The organism is Brevibacillus humidisoli (assembly GCF_020923435.1).
Lineage (GTDB): Bacteria > Bacillota > Bacilli > Brevibacillales > Brevibacillaceae > Brevibacillus_E > Brevibacillus_E humidisoli.
Genome location: NZ_CP087263.1, coordinates 422819 through 438712, shown reverse-complemented (window position 1 = coordinate 438712; position 15894 = coordinate 422819). Strand labels below are relative to the sequence as shown.

General features: G+C 49.1%; 18 protein-coding genes and 1 pseudogene. 9 read left to right on the top strand and 10 right to left on the bottom strand.

The genetic code is table 11. The features are described from left to right. The first annotated feature begins 64 nt into the window (after positions 1–64). Entirely contained in the window at positions 65–445 is a 381-nt protein-coding gene (locus tag LOK74_RS02265; RefSeq protein ID WP_230045012.1) for a VOC family protein, read from the top strand. 228 nt (positions 446–673) lie between these two features. Here LOK74_RS02265 and LOK74_RS02260 read toward each other — a convergent pair whose 3' ends face one another. Continuing rightward, positions 674–1237, bottom strand: a complete 564-nt coding sequence (locus LOK74_RS02260) for a CGNR zinc finger domain-containing protein (RefSeq protein ID WP_230045011.1) — start codon at positions 1235–1237, stop codon at positions 674–676. A gap of 162 nt (positions 1238–1399) precedes the next feature. On the opposite strand from LOK74_RS02260, the gene LOK74_RS02255 reads away from it, so the two are divergent. From LOK74_RS02255 to LOK74_RS02245, 3 genes are all read left to right on the top strand, one after another. After that, complete coding sequence (locus LOK74_RS02255; protein WP_230045010.1) at positions 1400–1894, top strand: DinB family protein; 495 nt, start codon at positions 1400–1402, stop codon at positions 1892–1894. A gap of 181 nt (positions 1895–2075) precedes the next feature. After that, positions 2076–3611 (top strand): Ppx/GppA phosphatase family protein, encoded by a 1536-nt coding sequence (locus tag LOK74_RS02250; protein ID WP_230045009.1) that lies wholly within the window; start codon positions 2076–2078, stop codon positions 3609–3611. Positions 3612–3689: 78 nt separating this feature from the next. Next, positions 3690–5813: an RNA degradosome polyphosphate kinase gene (locus LOK74_RS02245; protein WP_230045008.1), complete on the top strand. Its 2124-nt coding sequence runs from the start codon at positions 3690–3692 to the stop codon at positions 5811–5813. Between the two features lie 195 nt (positions 5814–6008). Here the strand turns inward: LOK74_RS02245 and LOK74_RS02240 are convergent, their stop codons facing one another. The 4 genes from LOK74_RS02240 to LOK74_RS02225 all read right to left on the bottom strand — a co-directional run bounded on the left by LOK74_RS02240 (position 6009) and on the right by LOK74_RS02225 (position 7453). Then, entirely contained in the window at positions 6009–6239 is a 231-nt protein-coding gene (locus LOK74_RS02240) for a YozQ family protein (protein ID WP_230045007.1), read from the bottom strand. A 133-nt stretch (positions 6240–6372) separates the two neighbouring features. Next, entirely contained in the window at positions 6373–6942 is a 570-nt protein-coding gene (locus LOK74_RS02235; protein WP_230045006.1) for a manganese catalase family protein, read from the bottom strand. Between the two features lie 15 nt (positions 6943–6957). Then, the gene (locus LOK74_RS02230; protein ID WP_230045005.1) at positions 6958–7227 is read right to left on the bottom strand and encodes a spore coat protein CotJB; all 270 of its coding nucleotides are present in this window, start codon (positions 7225–7227) and stop codon (positions 6958–6960) included. Further along, positions 7220–7453, bottom strand: a complete 234-nt coding sequence (locus tag LOK74_RS02225) for a spore coat associated protein CotJA (protein WP_277613416.1) — start codon at positions 7451–7453, stop codon at positions 7220–7222. The genes LOK74_RS02230 and LOK74_RS02225 overlap by 8 nt, the downstream gene beginning before the upstream one ends. Positions 7454–7665: 212 nt before the next feature. On the opposite strand from LOK74_RS02225, the gene LOK74_RS02220 reads away from it, so the two are divergent. Next, the gene (locus LOK74_RS02220; protein WP_230045004.1) at positions 7666–8817 is read left to right on the top strand and encodes a hypothetical protein; all 1152 of its coding nucleotides are present in this window, start codon (positions 7666–7668) and stop codon (positions 8815–8817) included. A 68-nt stretch (positions 8818–8885) separates the two neighbouring features. Here the strand turns inward: LOK74_RS02220 and LOK74_RS02215 are convergent, their stop codons facing one another. Then, positions 8886–9482: a TetR/AcrR family transcriptional regulator gene (locus LOK74_RS02215; RefSeq protein WP_230045003.1), complete on the bottom strand. Its 597-nt coding sequence runs from the start codon at positions 9480–9482 to the stop codon at positions 8886–8888. 142 nt (positions 9483–9624) lie between these two features. On the opposite strand from LOK74_RS02215, the gene LOK74_RS02210 reads away from it, so the two are divergent. The 4 genes from LOK74_RS02210 to LOK74_RS02195 all read left to right on the top strand — a co-directional run bounded on the left by LOK74_RS02210 (position 9625) and on the right by LOK74_RS02195 (position 12437). After that, positions 9625–10479 carry an ABC transporter ATP-binding protein gene (locus LOK74_RS02210; protein WP_230045002.1) on the top strand — a complete coding sequence of 285 codons (855 nt, stop codon included), beginning with the start codon at positions 9625–9627 and terminating at the stop codon, positions 10477–10479. Continuing rightward, positions 10476–11192, top strand: a complete 717-nt coding sequence (locus tag LOK74_RS02205; protein ID WP_230045001.1) for a hypothetical protein — start codon at positions 10476–10478, stop codon at positions 11190–11192. Before LOK74_RS02210 ends, LOK74_RS02205 begins: the two co-directional genes overlap by 4 nt. Before the next feature lie 15 nt (positions 11193–11207). Then, a complete protein-coding gene (locus tag LOK74_RS02200; protein WP_230045000.1) occupies positions 11208–12152 on the top strand; it encodes an ABC transporter permease in 945 nt (314 codons plus the stop codon). A gap of 72 nt (positions 12153–12224) precedes the next feature. Beyond that, the gene (locus tag LOK74_RS02195) at positions 12225–12437 is read left to right on the top strand and encodes a PLDc N-terminal domain-containing protein (RefSeq protein WP_230044999.1); all 213 of its coding nucleotides are present in this window, start codon (positions 12225–12227) and stop codon (positions 12435–12437) included. A gap of 92 nt (positions 12438–12529) precedes the next feature. Here LOK74_RS02195 and LOK74_RS02190 read toward each other — a convergent pair whose 3' ends face one another. The 4 genes and pseudogenes from LOK74_RS02190 to LOK74_RS02175 form a co-directional block, all read right to left on the bottom strand. Next, the gene (locus LOK74_RS02190; RefSeq protein ID WP_230044998.1) at positions 12530–12733 is read right to left on the bottom strand and encodes a hypothetical protein; all 204 of its coding nucleotides are present in this window, start codon (positions 12731–12733) and stop codon (positions 12530–12532) included. 484 nt (positions 12734–13217) lie between these two features. Then, positions 13218–13595: pseudogene (locus tag LOK74_RS02185) on the bottom strand (AraC family transcriptional regulator); the annotation flags it as partial. A gap of 35 nt (positions 13596–13630) precedes the next feature. Further along, entirely contained in the window at positions 13631–14542 is a 912-nt protein-coding gene (locus LOK74_RS02180; RefSeq protein ID WP_230044997.1) for a DUF4355 domain-containing protein, read from the bottom strand. Between the two features lie 480 nt (positions 14543–15022). Continuing rightward, positions 15023–15814: a helix-turn-helix domain-containing protein gene (locus LOK74_RS02175; RefSeq protein ID WP_420908772.1), complete on the bottom strand. Its 792-nt coding sequence runs from the start codon at positions 15812–15814 to the stop codon at positions 15023–15025. Positions 15815–15894: the final 80 nt, after the last annotated feature.

Genomic DNA, 15894 nt, shown 5'->3' with positions numbered 1-15894 from the left:
AAATCATTACGGATTTCACTTGTTATAATATAGAGAAACACCTATCGAAGGAGTGTAAAAGTCTATGATCAGCAAAGTCGGTCAAATCATGTTATATGTAAGTAACCAAGATGAGGCTGTAACATTTTGGACAGAAAAAGTAGGATTTTCTGTCATTTCTGATGAAAACAACGGTCAAGGAATGAGATGGATTGAAATCGCTCCTAGACAGGGCGCAGAGACAAGCATCGTTCTGCACAATAAGGAATTGGTTGCTAAGATGCAACCTGAGTTACATCTTGGTACGCCTTCTTTACTGTTTTTTACGGAGCATCTCGACGAACTACATAGCGACTTATCCAATAAAAATGTCAAAGTCGGAGAAATTGTACAAATGCCTTCCGGCAGGGTATTTAACTTTGCAGATCATGAAGAAAATTACTTTGCTGTAATAGAAAAAAAATAAATCCTCGATATACGCAACAATGTTCAACCATGGCTTAACGTACCTTTGTGGAGCTTGAGCACCGAACATATCCTTTATAGGCGGCTGACCGGAATAGGCAGCCGCCTTTTCAGCGAATAGTCCCGCTTCCTTGCCTTGAAGGGTGGCCTTGAGCGACCGCAGGAAAAGGATTGTTCTCCCCCGCGCGCCTCTGTCTGTTATTCTGCACTCGGCGATTGCCCGGCTTGGTTAACCATCCTTCGTCCCCTTCGCCTTCTGCCGCTCCCGAAACCGGCGTACTTTCATCAAGTTGCCGCACATCCGGTCATCACACCATCTAGCTGTGCGATTCCGGCTCTGATCAAAAAACACCCAACGGCAGTCCTCGTTTGCACAGATCTTCAATCGGCGAAGATCTTCTCCCGCCAGCATATCGGCAAAGGAAGCAGCGATCCGCCCCATCACAAGAGGCCACCCCCGGGCTAACGCAACCTGTTCTTGGGAATACGCTTCACCGCTGCGGATCAGCCGAGAGTAGGTCGGCACCTGCTCCAGCAGCAGATTGATTGCCTCCAGATCCGCATCCTCAACAGGCCCCCCCTCGACGATCGCTTCCACCATGCCGAGCATCCTCTGCCGCAGTTCACCCAGACGGCTCCGCATCTCGGGATCTGGCGGCAGTGGTGCTTCCAATCCCCACTTCCCCAGAAACTGTGTAAGCCAGCCAAGCTGGTCCAGCCGATCTTCCTGGCGGCCCGAGCCCCGCCAGTCGCGCCACTCACTATTGAGAAAATCGAGACATAACCACTCCACGATGTAACCTCCTAAAATGCCGTTGACCATTACCACGAGAGATGATATTCTTTTTTTGTAACCACTATATACGATTTAGATCGTTACTCAAAACATTTGTGTTACTGCTATTATAACTCTCCTGCCAACCGGTGGGTAACAAAGAGATAAGGAGGCATTGCCATGAATCGGATGGAATTGCTGCTGCATCAACTGGAGATTACATACGACAAGGAGGACTGGTACCCGCCGTTGGTTCCTGCTCTGGCAGGCGTGACAGCGGAACAGGCCAGTTGGCGACCACCCGGAGCAGCCGTCAACACGATCGGGGAGACGGTGAATCATCTGCTATTTTATAAAGAACGTGTGCTCCAGCGACTAAGAGGAAGCGAACCGACATCCACGGCAGCAAACAACGATGAGACGTTTTCCGCTGGGGCAGCAGCCGACGCCGAACAGAGCTGGCAGGAGACGCTTAACCGCTTGCAAGACGTGCATCAACAGATTCGCGAGACTTTGGCGGGAATGGATGATAACAGTTTTGACCAACCTATACCGCAAACACCAATGGGAATCTTGATGACCAGTATTTTATTGCATGATGCGTATCACACTGGTCAAATCATTCAGCTTCGCAAGCTGCAAGGCTCATGGCCGACCAGTCGAACCTTTGCGTAATCAGACGATCTCCAGAACACCGACCCTAACGTGGTCGGTGTTGCTTTTTCCCACCGTGGATTCCCCCTCTCCCCTCTTTTCATCGGCAGAACTGTCGGGTATGCTGGTAAGAAAGCTATCAGGACATACTGGTACAGTCACCGTTTTTCCTTTTCGATCTAGAAACAAAGTAGGGATAGGCATGGAGAGCTACATCGGAATGATTGACCTGGGTTCCAATACGGCCAGGCTGGTGGTATATCATCAGGATAACCAAGGGTTGTTGTATGAGATCGACAATATGAAGCGTACTCTGCGTCTGAGCAATTACCTGCACGATGGGTACCTGGCCAAAGAAGGGATCGATCAAACCCTGTCTGTGATGCGTCAGTTTCGATCACTGCTGGAAGCCCGGCAGGTGAAGCATGTTGTGGGAGTAGCCACAGCCGCCGTCAGACAGGCCCGCAATGGATTAACACTTTTGAAAGAGATTGAACACGAGACCGGTATCAGCATCCGTCTGTTAAGCGGGGAACAAGAAGCCCGCTACGGTTTCCTCGCGGTTGCAAGCAGTATGAACCTGGAGGAAGGGATTACCATCGACATCGGAGGCGGCAGTACCGAGATCACCTATTTTACTGACCGGCGGCTGCAAGAATGTATCAGTTTGCCGTTTGGGGTGGTCACGCTAAGCAAGCAGTTCCTGCAGCACGATCCTCCTACATCAGAAGAGCTGGAGCAGTTGAGGGCATATGTGGCCGAGCAGTTGGCTGCCTGTCCATGGATATGGAGTAAACGCTGCCCGGTCGTCGCCATCGGTGGAACCGCTAGGAATCTGGCCAAGATTCATCAGCGTCAGATCCATTACTCGATGGCCAGCTTGCATCATTACACAATGTCCGCCGCGCAAGTTGACGAGATGTTGGAGTTGACCGGCAGCCTGCCGCTGGAGCAGCGGAAACAGCTCCCCGGATTGTCAAAGGATCGGGCCGATGTGATCATCCCAGGCATCATTGTTTTTGAGCAGCTGTTGAAGAGTGCTGCTGGTACGCGGTTGTTGATCAGCAACAAGGGACTGCGCGACGGATTGTTGCATGAAAAAGCGGGGCACAATGAACATGTTCCGGCAGCACGGACCGTCCGACAGACCAGTATCGAGCAGTTTATGACGCGCTACCAGATGAACCGATTGCATGCTTTTCACGTTCGTCATCTGGCATCCAGCCTGTTTGACCATCTGAACCAACTAAATCTGATTGATCTGGGGTCAGAAGAGAAAGACTGGCTGGAGGCGGCTGCCCTTCTGCACGATATCGGTCGATCGATCAATGTATACGAGTCTTCGCAACATACGTTTTATTTGCTGTCACACGTACTCTTGCCAGGATTCAGCCACCGGGAGCGCCTGCTGATCGCGATGATTTCGTCCTACAAGAACAGCAAACAACTGCAAGCCCAGCTTAGCCGCCATTCGGACATTGTGGACAAGTCCGACAAAAAGATGATCGAGCTGCTAGGATATATTATCCTGCTGGCCCGTGCATTGGATCGATCGATGACACAACAGATTCAAAACGTTCTCCTGCGCATGAACGGGGAAAACCTGGTACTGGAATGTGTGGGAACGAAAAAGGAGCTTATTGAGTATTCGCTGCTGCAAGAAGTGCTGGTCAAAATGTCAAAACTACTGAAGCGTCCTGTTACCTATTTGGCGATACAGAATCCTGCCAAAGATTAACACAAGCTTAATAATAGATTGGTATACTGTTGCATATTTGAACGACATTCCACTTTACAAGGAAAAGGTTGAGTCAGAATGAATGATTTCAGTCTTCCGCAATACTATATCAATCGGGAGTTAAGTTGGGTTGCTTTTAATGAGCGCGTGTTAGAGGAAGCGGCCAATCCTGACAACCCGCTGCTGGAGCGACTAAAGTTTGTCGCAATCGTCAACAGCAACTTTGATGAATTCTTCATGGTTCGGGTAGCCGGGCTGAAAGATCAGGTCAAAGCAGGGTTTGAGGGGCCTGACAACAAATCAGGGATGACGCCAAAAGAACAGCTGGCTGCGGTCTGGGAGCAGACGCATGCCGTAACCAACAGGATGTACGAGATACTGCGGGATGAGATTTATCCCGAACTGGAACGAGTAGGGATTCGTTTTTTGACCGCAGATCAATTGAATGCAGAGCAGGCCGCTTTTGTCACGGATTTCTTCGATTACCACCTCTATCCTGTACTAACTCCGATGGCCGTCGATGCTAGCCGTCCATTTCCGATGCTGCTGAATAAAAGCTTGAATCTGGCAGTCCTGCTAGATAACGAGGAAGATGAAGACCCGTTGTTTGCGGTCGTTCAGGTGCCTGCCGTCGTCCCTCGCTTCCTGCCGCTTCCGTCTCCTGAAGGCGAGTCTCACTTTATCTTGCTGGAAGACGTGATACGCAAGCATATGGAACGTCTGTTTGAAGGGTACAGCATCCTGGAATCGAGTCCGTTTCGCATCACCCGCAACGCAGACTTAACCATTGATGAGGACGAAACAGAAGACCTGCTGGAAGCGATTGAACAAGAGCTGAAAAAGCGGCGAATGGGAGAACCGGTCTGCTTTGCCGTAGACGCAGCCATGAGCGATTTTTTGACCAACACACTGCAAGACTGGCTGGAGTTGGAGGATTGGGAGGTGTACCGGATCGACGGTCCGCTTGATCCCACTTTTTTCTTCAAGTTTTCCACTCTGCCCGGGTATGAACACCTGCGTTTTGAGCAGCATGTTCCCCAGACGCCGAAAGATCTGCTGGGTGTGAAAAACATCTTTGATGCGGTGAAAAAAAGCGATATCCTGCTCCACCACCCGTACGAATCATTTGATCCGGTTATCGATTTTGTCCGGGAGGCGGCGGAAGATCCAAAAGTGCTGGCCATCAAGCAGACATTGTACCGGGTGAGCGGCGATTCCCCTGTCGTCAACGCTCTTTTGCGGGCGGCCGATAATGGAAAACAGGTGACGGTGCTGCTGGAGCTAAAGGCCCGCTTTGACGAAGAGAACAATATTGTCTGGGCCAAGAAACTGGAGCAGGCCGGCTGTCACGTCATCTACGGGCTGGTTGGGTTAAAAACACACAGCAAGATTACCTTGATCGTCCGTTCGGAAGGCGACGGCATTCGCCGCTATGTTCACTTGGGCACAGGCAACTACAACGATACGACTGCTCGAATCTACACAGACATTGGGATGTTGACAGCGAGAGAAGATTTTGGGATCGATGCGAGCCATTTCTTCAACCACCTGTCCGGCTATTCCCGTCCTCCGGCCTGGAAGGCGATCGCTACGGCTCCGGTGGAACTGCGCAAGACATTTCTCAACCTGATCGAAACAGAGATCATCAACAGTCGAGCGGGTAAACCAGCCCGCATCATTGCCAAGATGAACTCGCTGACGGACAAGCAGATTATCGAGGCCTTGTATCAAGCTTCATGTGCTGGGGTCGAGATTGACCTGATCATTCGTGGAATCTGCTGTCTACGTCCTGGCATCACAGGTGTTAGCGAAAACATCCGGGTCATCAGCATTGTGGGACGTTTTCTCGAACACAGCAGGATTTACTACTTTCTCCATGGCGGGGAGGAAAAAATTTATCTCTCCAGCGCCGACTGGATGACGCGAAACATGATTGCGCGGGTGGAGATTCTCTTTCCCGTCCTGCAAAACAACTTAAAAGACCGGTTGATGACCATCCTCGATATCATGCTGCAAGACAACGTCAAGGCTAGCATCCTGCAGTCCGACGGTACCTACAGGAGAGCCGCGTCCAGTGATGCGGCACCGCTGGACAGCCAGATGTTTTTCCTCGACGAAGCGTTCCGAACCGTCCAGGAGCAAGAACCAGATGCGGCTCCTTATCGTCTGCAGCCGATTATCAGTCCTCCAGAGGACTTTTAAAAGCATGACCACTCTCCCCCACACAGATCACACTTGGGAGAGAGTGGCTTTTTTGTCACTCCTGCATACACAAAAAACAGCCACACTTCTTTTAGAAGCTGGCTGCCTCTTATGGCACCGTTGTTTTCGCAACTTAAAATCCCCCGATCGAGAAACGGGAGGTGCACCATCAACGTGGAGCATACAGGACCCCTGTTATGACTTAAACATGCCTTGATACCCTTTTCGAGGAATCTCCACGTTATCCTCCCCGGCATACTGATCAATATGTCCGTCGTTTGTCCCCTCCATGTAATCGTCAGCTACCTGCTCATGTGTGGTGGCAAGACCACGAGATACGGGATTCTTGCTTTGGTTGTCGGATGGATCATACGACTCGCTTGCAATCCGTTCTGCTGCTCGTTGATCGACGTTGGTCTGACGCATATTCTCCTCCGTACGTTTATTTTCCGCTGTGAAAGCTCTTGTGATCACGCTTGTGGTCAGTTCAGACATAGTATGTTCATCTTGCCTCTGTTGCATGCAATCCCATGTGATCCATCATCTCATCGACACAGACCTAGAATACTTTTTTCCTGTCCTGTTCTTCCTTGAGGATCTCAACAGCTTCCCGAAACCGTAGTGAATGGACAACTTCTCTCTCTCGCAGGAAACGGAGACCGTCTTTCAAATCAGGATCATCTGTCATATCGATCAGCCATTGATAGGTTGCACGAGCTTTCTCTTCAGCAGCGATGTCTTCATACAGGTCAGCGATTGGATCTCCTTTTGCTTGAATGTAGGTTGCCGTCCAAGGTACACCTGCTGCGTTATTGTAAAAGAGTGCCTTGTCGTGGTTGGCATAGTGTGCTCCTAAGCCGGCGGCCTCCAATTGCTCGGGGGTTGCGTCTTTGGTTAGCTTGTAGACCATGGTCGCAATCATCTCCAAGTGGGCAAACTCCTCTGTTCCGATATCAGTAAGAAGGCCAATCACTTTGTTGGGGATGGTGTATCGTTGATTCAGATAGCGCAGGGCTGCTGCCAACTCTCCGTCGGCTCCTCCATACTGCTCCATCAAAAATTTAGCCATTTGAGGATCACACTTGCTGACGCGAACCGGGTATTGCAGTTTTTTCTCATAGATCCACATAATTATCCTCCTGTACTAAACCTGCCATGGCCAGGGTAGATCATCCCACTGCCAGGGGTATCCAGAGTAGCTGTGTCCAAAGTGCATCAGAGGACCATACCGTGACTCGTACTCATGGGCCAACTGCCATCGCTGCTTCACCAGTTGGTTGTACTGGTGGAGTGCATCCGCATCCTTATTGTGGGTGTCGAGGTACAGATTGAGCTCTACCAAGGCAAAATCAAGCGCCTGCAGTTGGTGCAGCAATTCATAATACCTCTCGTCAACCTGTCGCGTATCACTCATAGCAATCCTCCAATCCTTCTTGATCTCCTCGACCTTCATAAGGACTGTACAGGGCTGGCCATAACACTCCACGTCTCAATGCTTTATGTGGAGAATACTGGGCCAGATTCTCCGGTTGGAAGCCAAGGAACAGCTGAGGCGGAACGACATACGTTTTGACTCGCATCGGCGGGCAAGGATCAAACGGACTGACATAAGGGTAGTAGATCCTGATTTGGGAGTGCAAAACTTGAAACCTCCTAACCATTGGGTTTTTGACCAGACACAATGTAGCCTATGATAAGAACCCATGTTAGGTAATGGATAACCGCCTATTTTGCGAAAATTTGTTTTGCGTCTGCTATACGGCTCACTACCCTAAACAGCGGAAAAAAATATGAAAAGCGATGTATAGGGGAATCGCGGAATGACCATTTTAATCGGTAGGAGGTGAGGAAAATGTCTGCAAACTATCAGCAAGCAAATGGAGTTCAGGCCGTATTTCAACCTGGGTTTGCCGGTACCAACCCGCAACAGGTAAGACAGGACATCGCACAAGAAGGTGGCTTTGCCAGCAACGCTTTCGCGCAAGCTCCTCAAGCCGCTTTTGGCGGGGCGCAAGCTTCCCAGGCTGCCTTTGGTGGAGGAGCACAAGCTGTGTTCCAACCTGGTTTTGCCGGTACCAATCCGCAGCAAGTGAGACAGGACATCGCTCGTGAAGGCGGATTTGCCAGCAACGCTTTCGCGCAAGCTCCTCAAGCTGCTTTTGGCGGCGCTCAAGCTTCCCAGGCTGCCTTTGGTGGAGGAGCACAAGCTGTGTTCCAACCTGGTTTTGCCGGTACCAATCCGCAGCAAGTGAGACAGGACATCGCTCGTGAAGGCGGATTTGCCAGCAACGCTTTCGCGCAAGCTCCTCAAGCTGCTTTTGGCGGCGCTCAAGCTTCCCAGGCTGCCTTTGGTGGAGGAGCACAAGCTGTGTTCCAACCTGGTTTTGCCGGTACCAATCCGCAGCAAGTGAGACAGGACATCGCTCGTGAAGGCGGATTTGCCAGCAACGCTTTCGCGCAAGCTCCTCAAGCTGCTTTTGGCGGCGCTCAAGCTTCCCAGGCTGCCTTTGGTGGAGGAGCACAAGCTGTGTTCCAACCTGGTTTTGCCGGTACCAATCCACAGCAAGTGAGACAGGACATCGCTCGCGAAGGCGGATTTGCCAGCAACGCTTTCGCGCAAGCTCCTCAAGCTGCTTTTGGCGGCGCTCAAGCTTCCCGGGCTGCCTTTGGTGGAGGAGCACAAGCTGTGTTCCAACCTGGTTTTGCCGGTACCAATCCGCAGCAAGTGAGACAGGACATCGCTCGCGAAGGCGGATTTGCCAGCAACGCTTTCGCGCAAGCTCCTCAAGCTGCTTTTGGCGGCGCTCAAGCTTCCCAGGCTGCCTTTGGTGGAGGAGCACAAGCTGTGTTCCAACCTGGATTTGCCGGTACCAACCCGCAGCAGGTGAGACAGCAGATCGCTCAAGAGGGCGGATTCGCCAGCAATGCTGCTCAAGCAGCCAACAGAGCTGGTCAAGCAGCCTTCGGCGGCGCCCAAGCTTACCAAGCAGGGTTTATCCAGTAACGCTTCATTCGATGAGTAAAGGGAAAGGCTTCTCCGCGGAGAAGCCTTTTTTGCTGACCAGCCAATGCTCAATCGTTTCGTTTTCCAGAAATGCCGTAAAACAAAATATCAAAAATTTTTTCATGATCTTGTGAGAGATCGACAGTGGATAACAGCAGGCTGTCTTTCGAGGCAAGATCTTGGCGAAACAGTTCAAAAACACTCATGATCAAAGAGACATTCAGCTCCGGATTGATGTAACCGGCTCTCTGTCCTTGTTCGATCAACCGCTGAATCATCCCAGAGCTGCTCACTTGATGGACCGCAGTCAGATAGTCCCGAATGTCAGGCTGCAGCATCATAAAGTTGGCAAACTCGGGATGAAAGTCGGCTAGGGTCTCTGTCTTGTTGAAAAGCAACGCTTTCCATTTCTCTGGAAAGGGATCGTCACTCTGCAAAATGGTCTCGAAACATGCTAATTGTTCCTCTACTACTTGTCGCACGATTTCCAAAATCAAGCGATCTTTGCTCCCGAAATGATTGTAGATCGTTACGACAGAAACATCCGCCTCCTCTGCAACGTCCCGAATGCTCACTTTGTTGGGAGGATACTGCCGCAATAATCGCTTCGTCGCCATGAGAATAGCGGTTTTTTTCTTTTCTGTCCGCTCTTGGAACCCATCCATGTACGCAGCCCCTTTTTTGAAACAAATGATTCTTTTTGTTTTATATATTGCATTTTACTTTTGCATAGTATACCATATACTCACGAAATGAAACAAATATAATATTACGTTTCAAAAATTATAAAAGAAGGTGATCAGTTACATGGACGCCATTCAGGTAAATGACCTTGCGTTTTCCTATGATCGGAAAACCAACGCCGTCGATCATCTCAGTTTTTCCGTGACAGAAGGTGAAATTTTCGGGTTTCTAGGGCCGAGTGGAGCCGGCAAGTCTACAACCATCAAGCTGCTGACCCGACTTTTGGTCCCGCCGGTCCAAAGCGTATTTCTGTTGGGTCAAGATATGGCCAAGGCGGACCATCATTTCTTCCGAAACATCGGCATTGCCTTTGAAAATGATGTTCTGTACCCCACGTTGACCGGTTTTGAAAATCTCTACTTTCATGCCAAGCTCTATGGCATAGGCAGAGCAGAAATCGAGCAGATCCTAAAAACGATGGACATCTACGACGCAAAGGATAAACGAGTCTCCGACTACTCCAAAGGAATGAAGACCAGACTGGTCCTGGCCAGAGCGATCGTGACCAAACCACGTATCCTCTTTTTGGATGAGCCGACGTCAGGGATGGACCCGGAAATCGCCGCCTATGTCCGGGAAGTCCTGCTTTCCTTGAACCAAGAGGGTACAACCATGTTTCTGACGACCCATGACATGCATGAAGCGGAAACCCTTTGCGATCGCATCGCTTTCTTTCACAACGGCCGGATCGTGGACATCGACTCTCCCGAGCATTACCGCAAGAAATACGGTCAGCAGCAGGTCATCGTGGAGTTGGCAGGCGAACAACTTTGTTTGGATCGTTACCGCGATTGGGATCGATTAAACAAGATTTGGACAGAGCAAAAGTGGAGCAGCATCCGCTCCAAAGAGGCAACACTGGAGGAAATATTTATCAAGGTCGTCGGACGTGGTTTGCGAGGAGGCGAATCGGAATGAGTATGCTGCGGATGGAGCTGCTGCGGCTCCTCAGAAACAACTTGTCTTCCCTTATCTTTGGATATATCGCGACAATGGTTGCCGCCTTCAACCTGCTTACCATCATCTTCGGTCAAACCGATTGGATGGAGCAATGGAACGGAAGGATCGCCATCTTTCTCGTCACGATTATGCTGGACATGATTTTCTGGTTGACAGCCCTCCCTATCGCAGAAGATGCGCAAACACAGATGATTCAGGTGATGCGCACAAGCAGAAGCATCGTTCAGTATTTCATCGGCAAACACGCACTCTTGCTTCTGCTCGCAACCATGTTTGCCTTTGGTTTGATGGCGTTGCGCCTCCATGACCCCGGGGTTGTTTTCCGGTTTGTCCACCTCACAATCCTGATCTCGCTTACGATGATCGGGTTCGGCGTGGCGATCACCACTCTCTTTAAACAGCAGACGGCGATTCTGACGATCGGCAGCTTTGTCAATGTATTGGCCTTGGCTGTTTTACTGCGTATGATCCTGCCAACCTGGAACATTCCGCCGATCCCGTTTAATCCGTTTGAGTATCTGATCCAACCCTTTTATGATCTGCTCGATCCGCCGCTTGGGATCGCGGCGCCGCTGCCACTACTGCAGCTCAGCCTGTTTGCCGTCGTTTTCTATTTGACCTGCCTGACTTTGTTTTACCATCTCACCTACCGTCAAGGGTATCGGTTGTGAGGAGGAGGGATCATATTGTTTCTCACGTATTTGAGAAAAGAATGGCATCTGTCGGTCCGCAACTTCTTTATTGTCATGATAGCTTTGTTTCCCCTGCTCTTTTCCTGGGCAACACTGGCGCTCACTACAGCCTATTCACCTTATCCCAAAATCGTCGTGCTCGCCGGGCAAGCACCGGTTGTGAACTTTCCGGAACAAGTAAGCGTGGAGGTTGCAGCTACGGCTGAATCGCTGCGCGCGAGAGTGAGCGACATCGATACTGCCATAGGGGTACTGCCGAACAAACAATTGGTCATCGACGGTCGGGAAGGGAAAGAAGCGGTGGAGCAGGCCAAAGCATTAGTCCAAGGGAAGCTGCACCCGGCAACGGAAGAGGCCAGGCAAACCAGAGCCGTCCCATTTTTCGCTTTTGCCCTGTACAGTTCATTTCTGGCTGGCGGCATCCTCTTGTTCAAACTGGTCGAGGAACGAGAGTATCAGACGATCGATCTGCTGAAAACCCAACCCGTCCCGCAAATCGTGCCGCTGGCAGCGAAGATGGCCATCGTCAGTTTGCTGGCGATCTCAGGGTTTCTATTTAGTCTGCTCATCTTGGGCGGACCGCTGCGGGTGGGGGATGCCGCCCTCCTGCTGCTCGTTGGGGTCCCCCTGTGTCTGCTGCTCGGACTATGTACGGCTTACTATGCCACAAATCAAGCGCAGGCGATCGCTCTGTTGAAGCCGGTTATCACGGTCGTGATCATTCTCCTGCCTCTGCTGGGACTGCTCTTGGGCGGCATCATGCACACGATTGCCTTGTTTAATCCTTTCTACTGGCTGCTGCAAGCGATTTACGGCTACTATCTCAATCAACCGATCACTGCTTATCTGCTCGCCATCTCCGGTTTTGTGATCATCTCCAGCATCTTGATCGTATTCACCTGGCACAAATCACCCTATGCCATACAACAAGCGGAATAAAAACGTTGCATTGAAACTCTAGCCCGGTTTAAACGTATGATAATGAAAGAGCCGTAGTCAGGAGGGTGTATGATGATAGATTTTATGGTCCCTTTTGGATTTGCCCTAATTCCGCTTTTGATCATCCTTTTCTTGTATCTGCTAAACATCATTACCAGCATATGGGCCTACCGTGATGCGCGACGTCGCGGGAACAGCAAGGAGTACGCACTGATTGTCCTCGTCGGCACTCTGATCTTTCCGATTGCAGGATTGATTGTATACCTCGTCATCCGCAATGATTAGCCACCATGTTTGGGCGTTGAACGTACTTCATGAAAAGAGACCTTCAGCCGGGAAGGTCTCTTTTCGTATGTTTGATTCAACTGCCGGTTACGTCAGCTTTGCTTTCCTTGATGCTGTTTGTCCGGCAGGCGTTTATACATCTCAAACAAGTCATGCATCGTCTTCTCAACAACTTGGATGCCCCCGGTTCCGTTTATGGCCGTGTCAAGTCTTGCATAAATGATCATCAACAAGCTTTTGGCATCTGTTTCGCCCAGGTTTTCGATTTTTTTCCTGACCTGTTCAATCTGCAACATCAATGCATCCTCCTATCGCTTTGCGATGACGCAAGAACGTCCGTACGTCTCATTTCGTGATCAAGTTTTACTATGTGTCTCCTCTCTAATATAGAACATTTGTTCGGTATTTTCAACTGCCGCTGATCCCTCTCTCATCATCAATATTAGAAAACTTGGTTTTTCCATGCCTCTGAGCAAGCAAAGCCTTAGTGTCACTTATGCTTTCACCGATAAGAAATTTTCTTTCTGATAACAAAAAAAGGCCCCTCTCTGAGAGGAGCAAATACAGGATAGGAGTGGAGAGAAACCTCATATGTTAATTATACTAACACAAAGACAAGTGTAGTCAAGCAAAAATAATAATTATCCTATTTTTGTGTTATATTATATGACATATCCTCGCGGTGAAAATGAAGAATCAAGCCTACACACCCGGTCTGCTCTTAATATCCTTTTTTGTTAACGCAACCACCTTCCGTCCAACTATTCCCTTTTGTCACACCTAACGTACACTACTTTGCATCACTCGACTGAGAAATCTATGCATCAGCAAAGGAAGAGAGATCAGGATTGGCGGATCATCGATACGCGGAGGATAGAGCATCACCTGTCGAGGCGGGACAGAGGCGTAGGGCTCGACGATGATCGGCTCCTTCGAACGAGTGCGCAAGGTTTTGTGCGGCAGCAGGATGTCGACGGCCTGCATTCCCCACGGAACCGACGTAGCCATCAAGTAGTAAGTGCCAGGTTTGACGTCGGTAAAACAGAAGGGCCCCAGAGATGGAAGCAGGGTACAGTATAGAGGAAGCCCTTCTGGGATCGGTTTGGCAAACAGCCCGATCAGAATCACACCATGGAAAGGAGCAGCCGCGTGGACGGTGGAAATCTTAGCTGTTGGGTAGCCAAAAGGCGGCATTAGTTATAGTTACTGTACCTTACCTCAAAATGATCCTCTACCTGAGATCCACGGCGGAAAAGTTCACTTGTGATCATATGTCTATTATAGGGACCACCCTCACTATATAGAGCATCCCAATCCGTATAGTTACCATTAAATTTATATGTGTAGGTATTACTGCTATCTTTCCAACTCGGAGTAAACACCGTACTATAGGATTCATATTCTCCACGATCATTACTACATAGCTCATTTGCAACAAGATAGAATTGAAATTCTGCATTTTTCACTGTGTATTCGGTATTCGTTCTCCACCATTTCGCAGTACTTTCTACTGGGTGATGGACATATCTAAACCAACCATCTGAATACTCATCAATTGTAAATGTTAAATATACTTTCGCCTCTAAAACGGAGCCAGCAAAATAGTTAGAGCTGATAGTTGTCGTTCCCCCGCCAGTAGGATTATTACAGATAGCACATGCTTCGGGTAGTAATATATTGTTTATTTTTTTCGTGAAGGAAGTTGCATTTTTTCTTTTCGTATACTCATCGTTATACTTCCAATATTTTAAATCCTCTACTTGGATCACTATTTTTTTGTTGTCCTGTAATTTGACTTCTTTTTTTAAATCTTCTCCAAATTGTTTGATTAGCTTTTTCCCAAAGTCGGTTTTTTTGGGATCTTCAACTAATTCTGCACCCTTTGGTATCTTTTTTGCCTCCTCCATGGGGTCTATTTCAACAATTTCAATATTCACATCAGTTGGCAATTGATTTTTATCTTTTAGTACATTGTATTCTTCTTGCGTCAAGGCAACACTTGGTTTCTGGACAGTCTGAGAATTATCATTTTCTGCGAAGGACACCATTGGTAGAATAAACAGTACGATCGACATCATGATTGTCACAAACAACTTAAGTTTCATTTTGCTCACCTCTTTTTCTAAGTTTATACAAGAGAAAAACAACACTAAGTCCAACAAAAAAGTGAACGACTAACTTACTCTGCACACCAAAAAAGAATACACTAAACCTTCCGAATATTTCACTTGCAGGAGTCGTCAGAAGAAGCAGAGGTAATGTAAAGCCAATTAAGACCGATACAGTGGAAGCCTTCATTGTTAAGACATAAAGCAGGAGTACTAGAATGGCAACGAGGTACGGACATAGATAAAGCAAAATAACCCAGATCCATGTTAATGACTGGAACTTTAATCCTACATTAAATAAATACTGCCAAAGAACAACCAAAAAACAAACTAAGATGGAGAGTGCGAACGGGTAAAAGTGCCTTATCTTGAACGCTCATACACCCCTCTCAACCTTTTTTAATTCATGGAATATTTTACTATTTATATCCTTTTTTGTCAATACAACCACTGCTTAGCCTTTCCCTTTTGTCACACCTAACGTACACTACTTTGCATCACTCGACTGAGAAATCTATGCATCAGCAAAGGAAGAGAGATCAGGATTGGCGGATCATCGATACGCGGAGGATAGAGCATCACCTGTCGAGGCGGGACAGAGGCGTAGGGCTCGACGATGATCGGCTCCTTCGAACGAGTGCGCAAGGTTTTGTACGGCAGCAGGATGTCCACGGCCTGCATTCCCCATGGAACCGACGCAGCCATCAAGTAGTAAGTGCCAGGTTTGACGTCGGTAAAACAGAAGGGCCCCAGAGATGGAAGCAGGGTACCGTATAGAGGAAGCCCTTCTGGGATCGGTTTGGCAAACAGCCCGATCAGAATCACACCATGGAAAGGAGCAGCCGCGTGGACGCTCCCTTCTATTGTCGCGTTGCGGTGATACGAAGGTTGCGACGGACGCCAGTCGTTGAGCTGCTGGAGAGAGCGAAAAAGGTCGTCCGCATGCAGCATGGAGTTGCGAAAGGCAGACGGCGTCACGCCTACCCGCTCGGTAAAGCGAGTGGTAAAGGTTCCAAGACTCTGCTGCCCAATCTCCAAGCCAATATCGCGAATACTCAGGTTTGTCTGCAACAACAAGTCCTTTGCCTTTTGCAGCCGGAGAGAAGACACATAATACTGAGGCGAGAGTCCCATTCGGTCTTTGAACAAGCGCGCAAAATGATACGGACTATAGCCTGCATATCGGGCCAATTGAGCCAATGAAAGCGGCTCATCGATATGCTGATGAATATATGTAATCACCGCGTCGATCGCTGCATAACGATCCATCGTCATCCCTATCCCCTCCTTGCCGCTGCGTTTTCGTGAGATGGGAAAAGCTTTCTTCAAGACAGGAAGCTGCGTGGCAT

Coding starts and splice junctions, on each gene's coding strand:
- LOK74_RS02245 (WP_230045008.1), top strand. CDS start 3,690: ATGAATGATTTCAGTCTTCCGCAATACTATATCAATCGGGAGTTAAGT.
- LOK74_RS02195 (WP_230044999.1), top strand. CDS start 12,225: ATGATAGATTTTATGGTCCCTTTTGGATTTGCCCTAATTCCGCTTTTG.
- LOK74_RS02265 (WP_230045012.1), top strand. CDS start 65: ATGATCAGCAAAGTCGGTCAAATCATGTTATATGTAAGTAACCAAGAT.
- LOK74_RS02175 (WP_420908772.1), bottom strand. CDS start 15,814: ATGGATCGTTATGCAGCGATCGACGCGGTGATTACATATATTCATCAG.
- LOK74_RS02180 (WP_230044997.1), bottom strand. CDS start 14,542: ATGAAACTTAAGTTGTTTGTGACAATCATGATGTCGATCGTACTGTTT.
- LOK74_RS02235 (WP_230045006.1), bottom strand. CDS start 6,942: ATGTGGATCTATGAGAAAAAACTGCAATACCCGGTTCGCGTCAGCAAG.
- LOK74_RS02250 (WP_230045009.1), top strand. CDS start 2,076: ATGGAGAGCTACATCGGAATGATTGACCTGGGTTCCAATACGGCCAGG.
- LOK74_RS02205 (WP_230045001.1), top strand. CDS start 10,476: ATGAGTATGCTGCGGATGGAGCTGCTGCGGCTCCTCAGAAACAACTTG.
- LOK74_RS02190 (WP_230044998.1), bottom strand. CDS start 12,733: ATGTTGCAGATTGAACAGGTCAGGAAAAAAATCGAAAACCTGGGCGAA.
- LOK74_RS02255 (WP_230045010.1), top strand. CDS start 1,400: ATGAATCGGATGGAATTGCTGCTGCATCAACTGGAGATTACATACGAC.
- LOK74_RS02215 (WP_230045003.1), bottom strand. CDS start 9,482: ATGGATGGGTTCCAAGAGCGGACAGAAAAGAAAAAAACCGCTATTCTC.
- LOK74_RS02220 (WP_230045004.1), top strand. CDS start 7,666: ATGTCTGCAAACTATCAGCAAGCAAATGGAGTTCAGGCCGTATTTCAA.
- LOK74_RS02240 (WP_230045007.1), bottom strand. CDS start 6,239: ATGCGTCAGACCAACGTCGATCAACGAGCAGCAGAACGGATTGCAAGC.
- LOK74_RS02230 (WP_230045005.1), bottom strand. CDS start 7,227: ATGAGTGATACGCGACAGGTTGACGAGAGGTATTATGAATTGCTGCAC.
- LOK74_RS02210 (WP_230045002.1), top strand. CDS start 9,625: ATGGACGCCATTCAGGTAAATGACCTTGCGTTTTCCTATGATCGGAAA.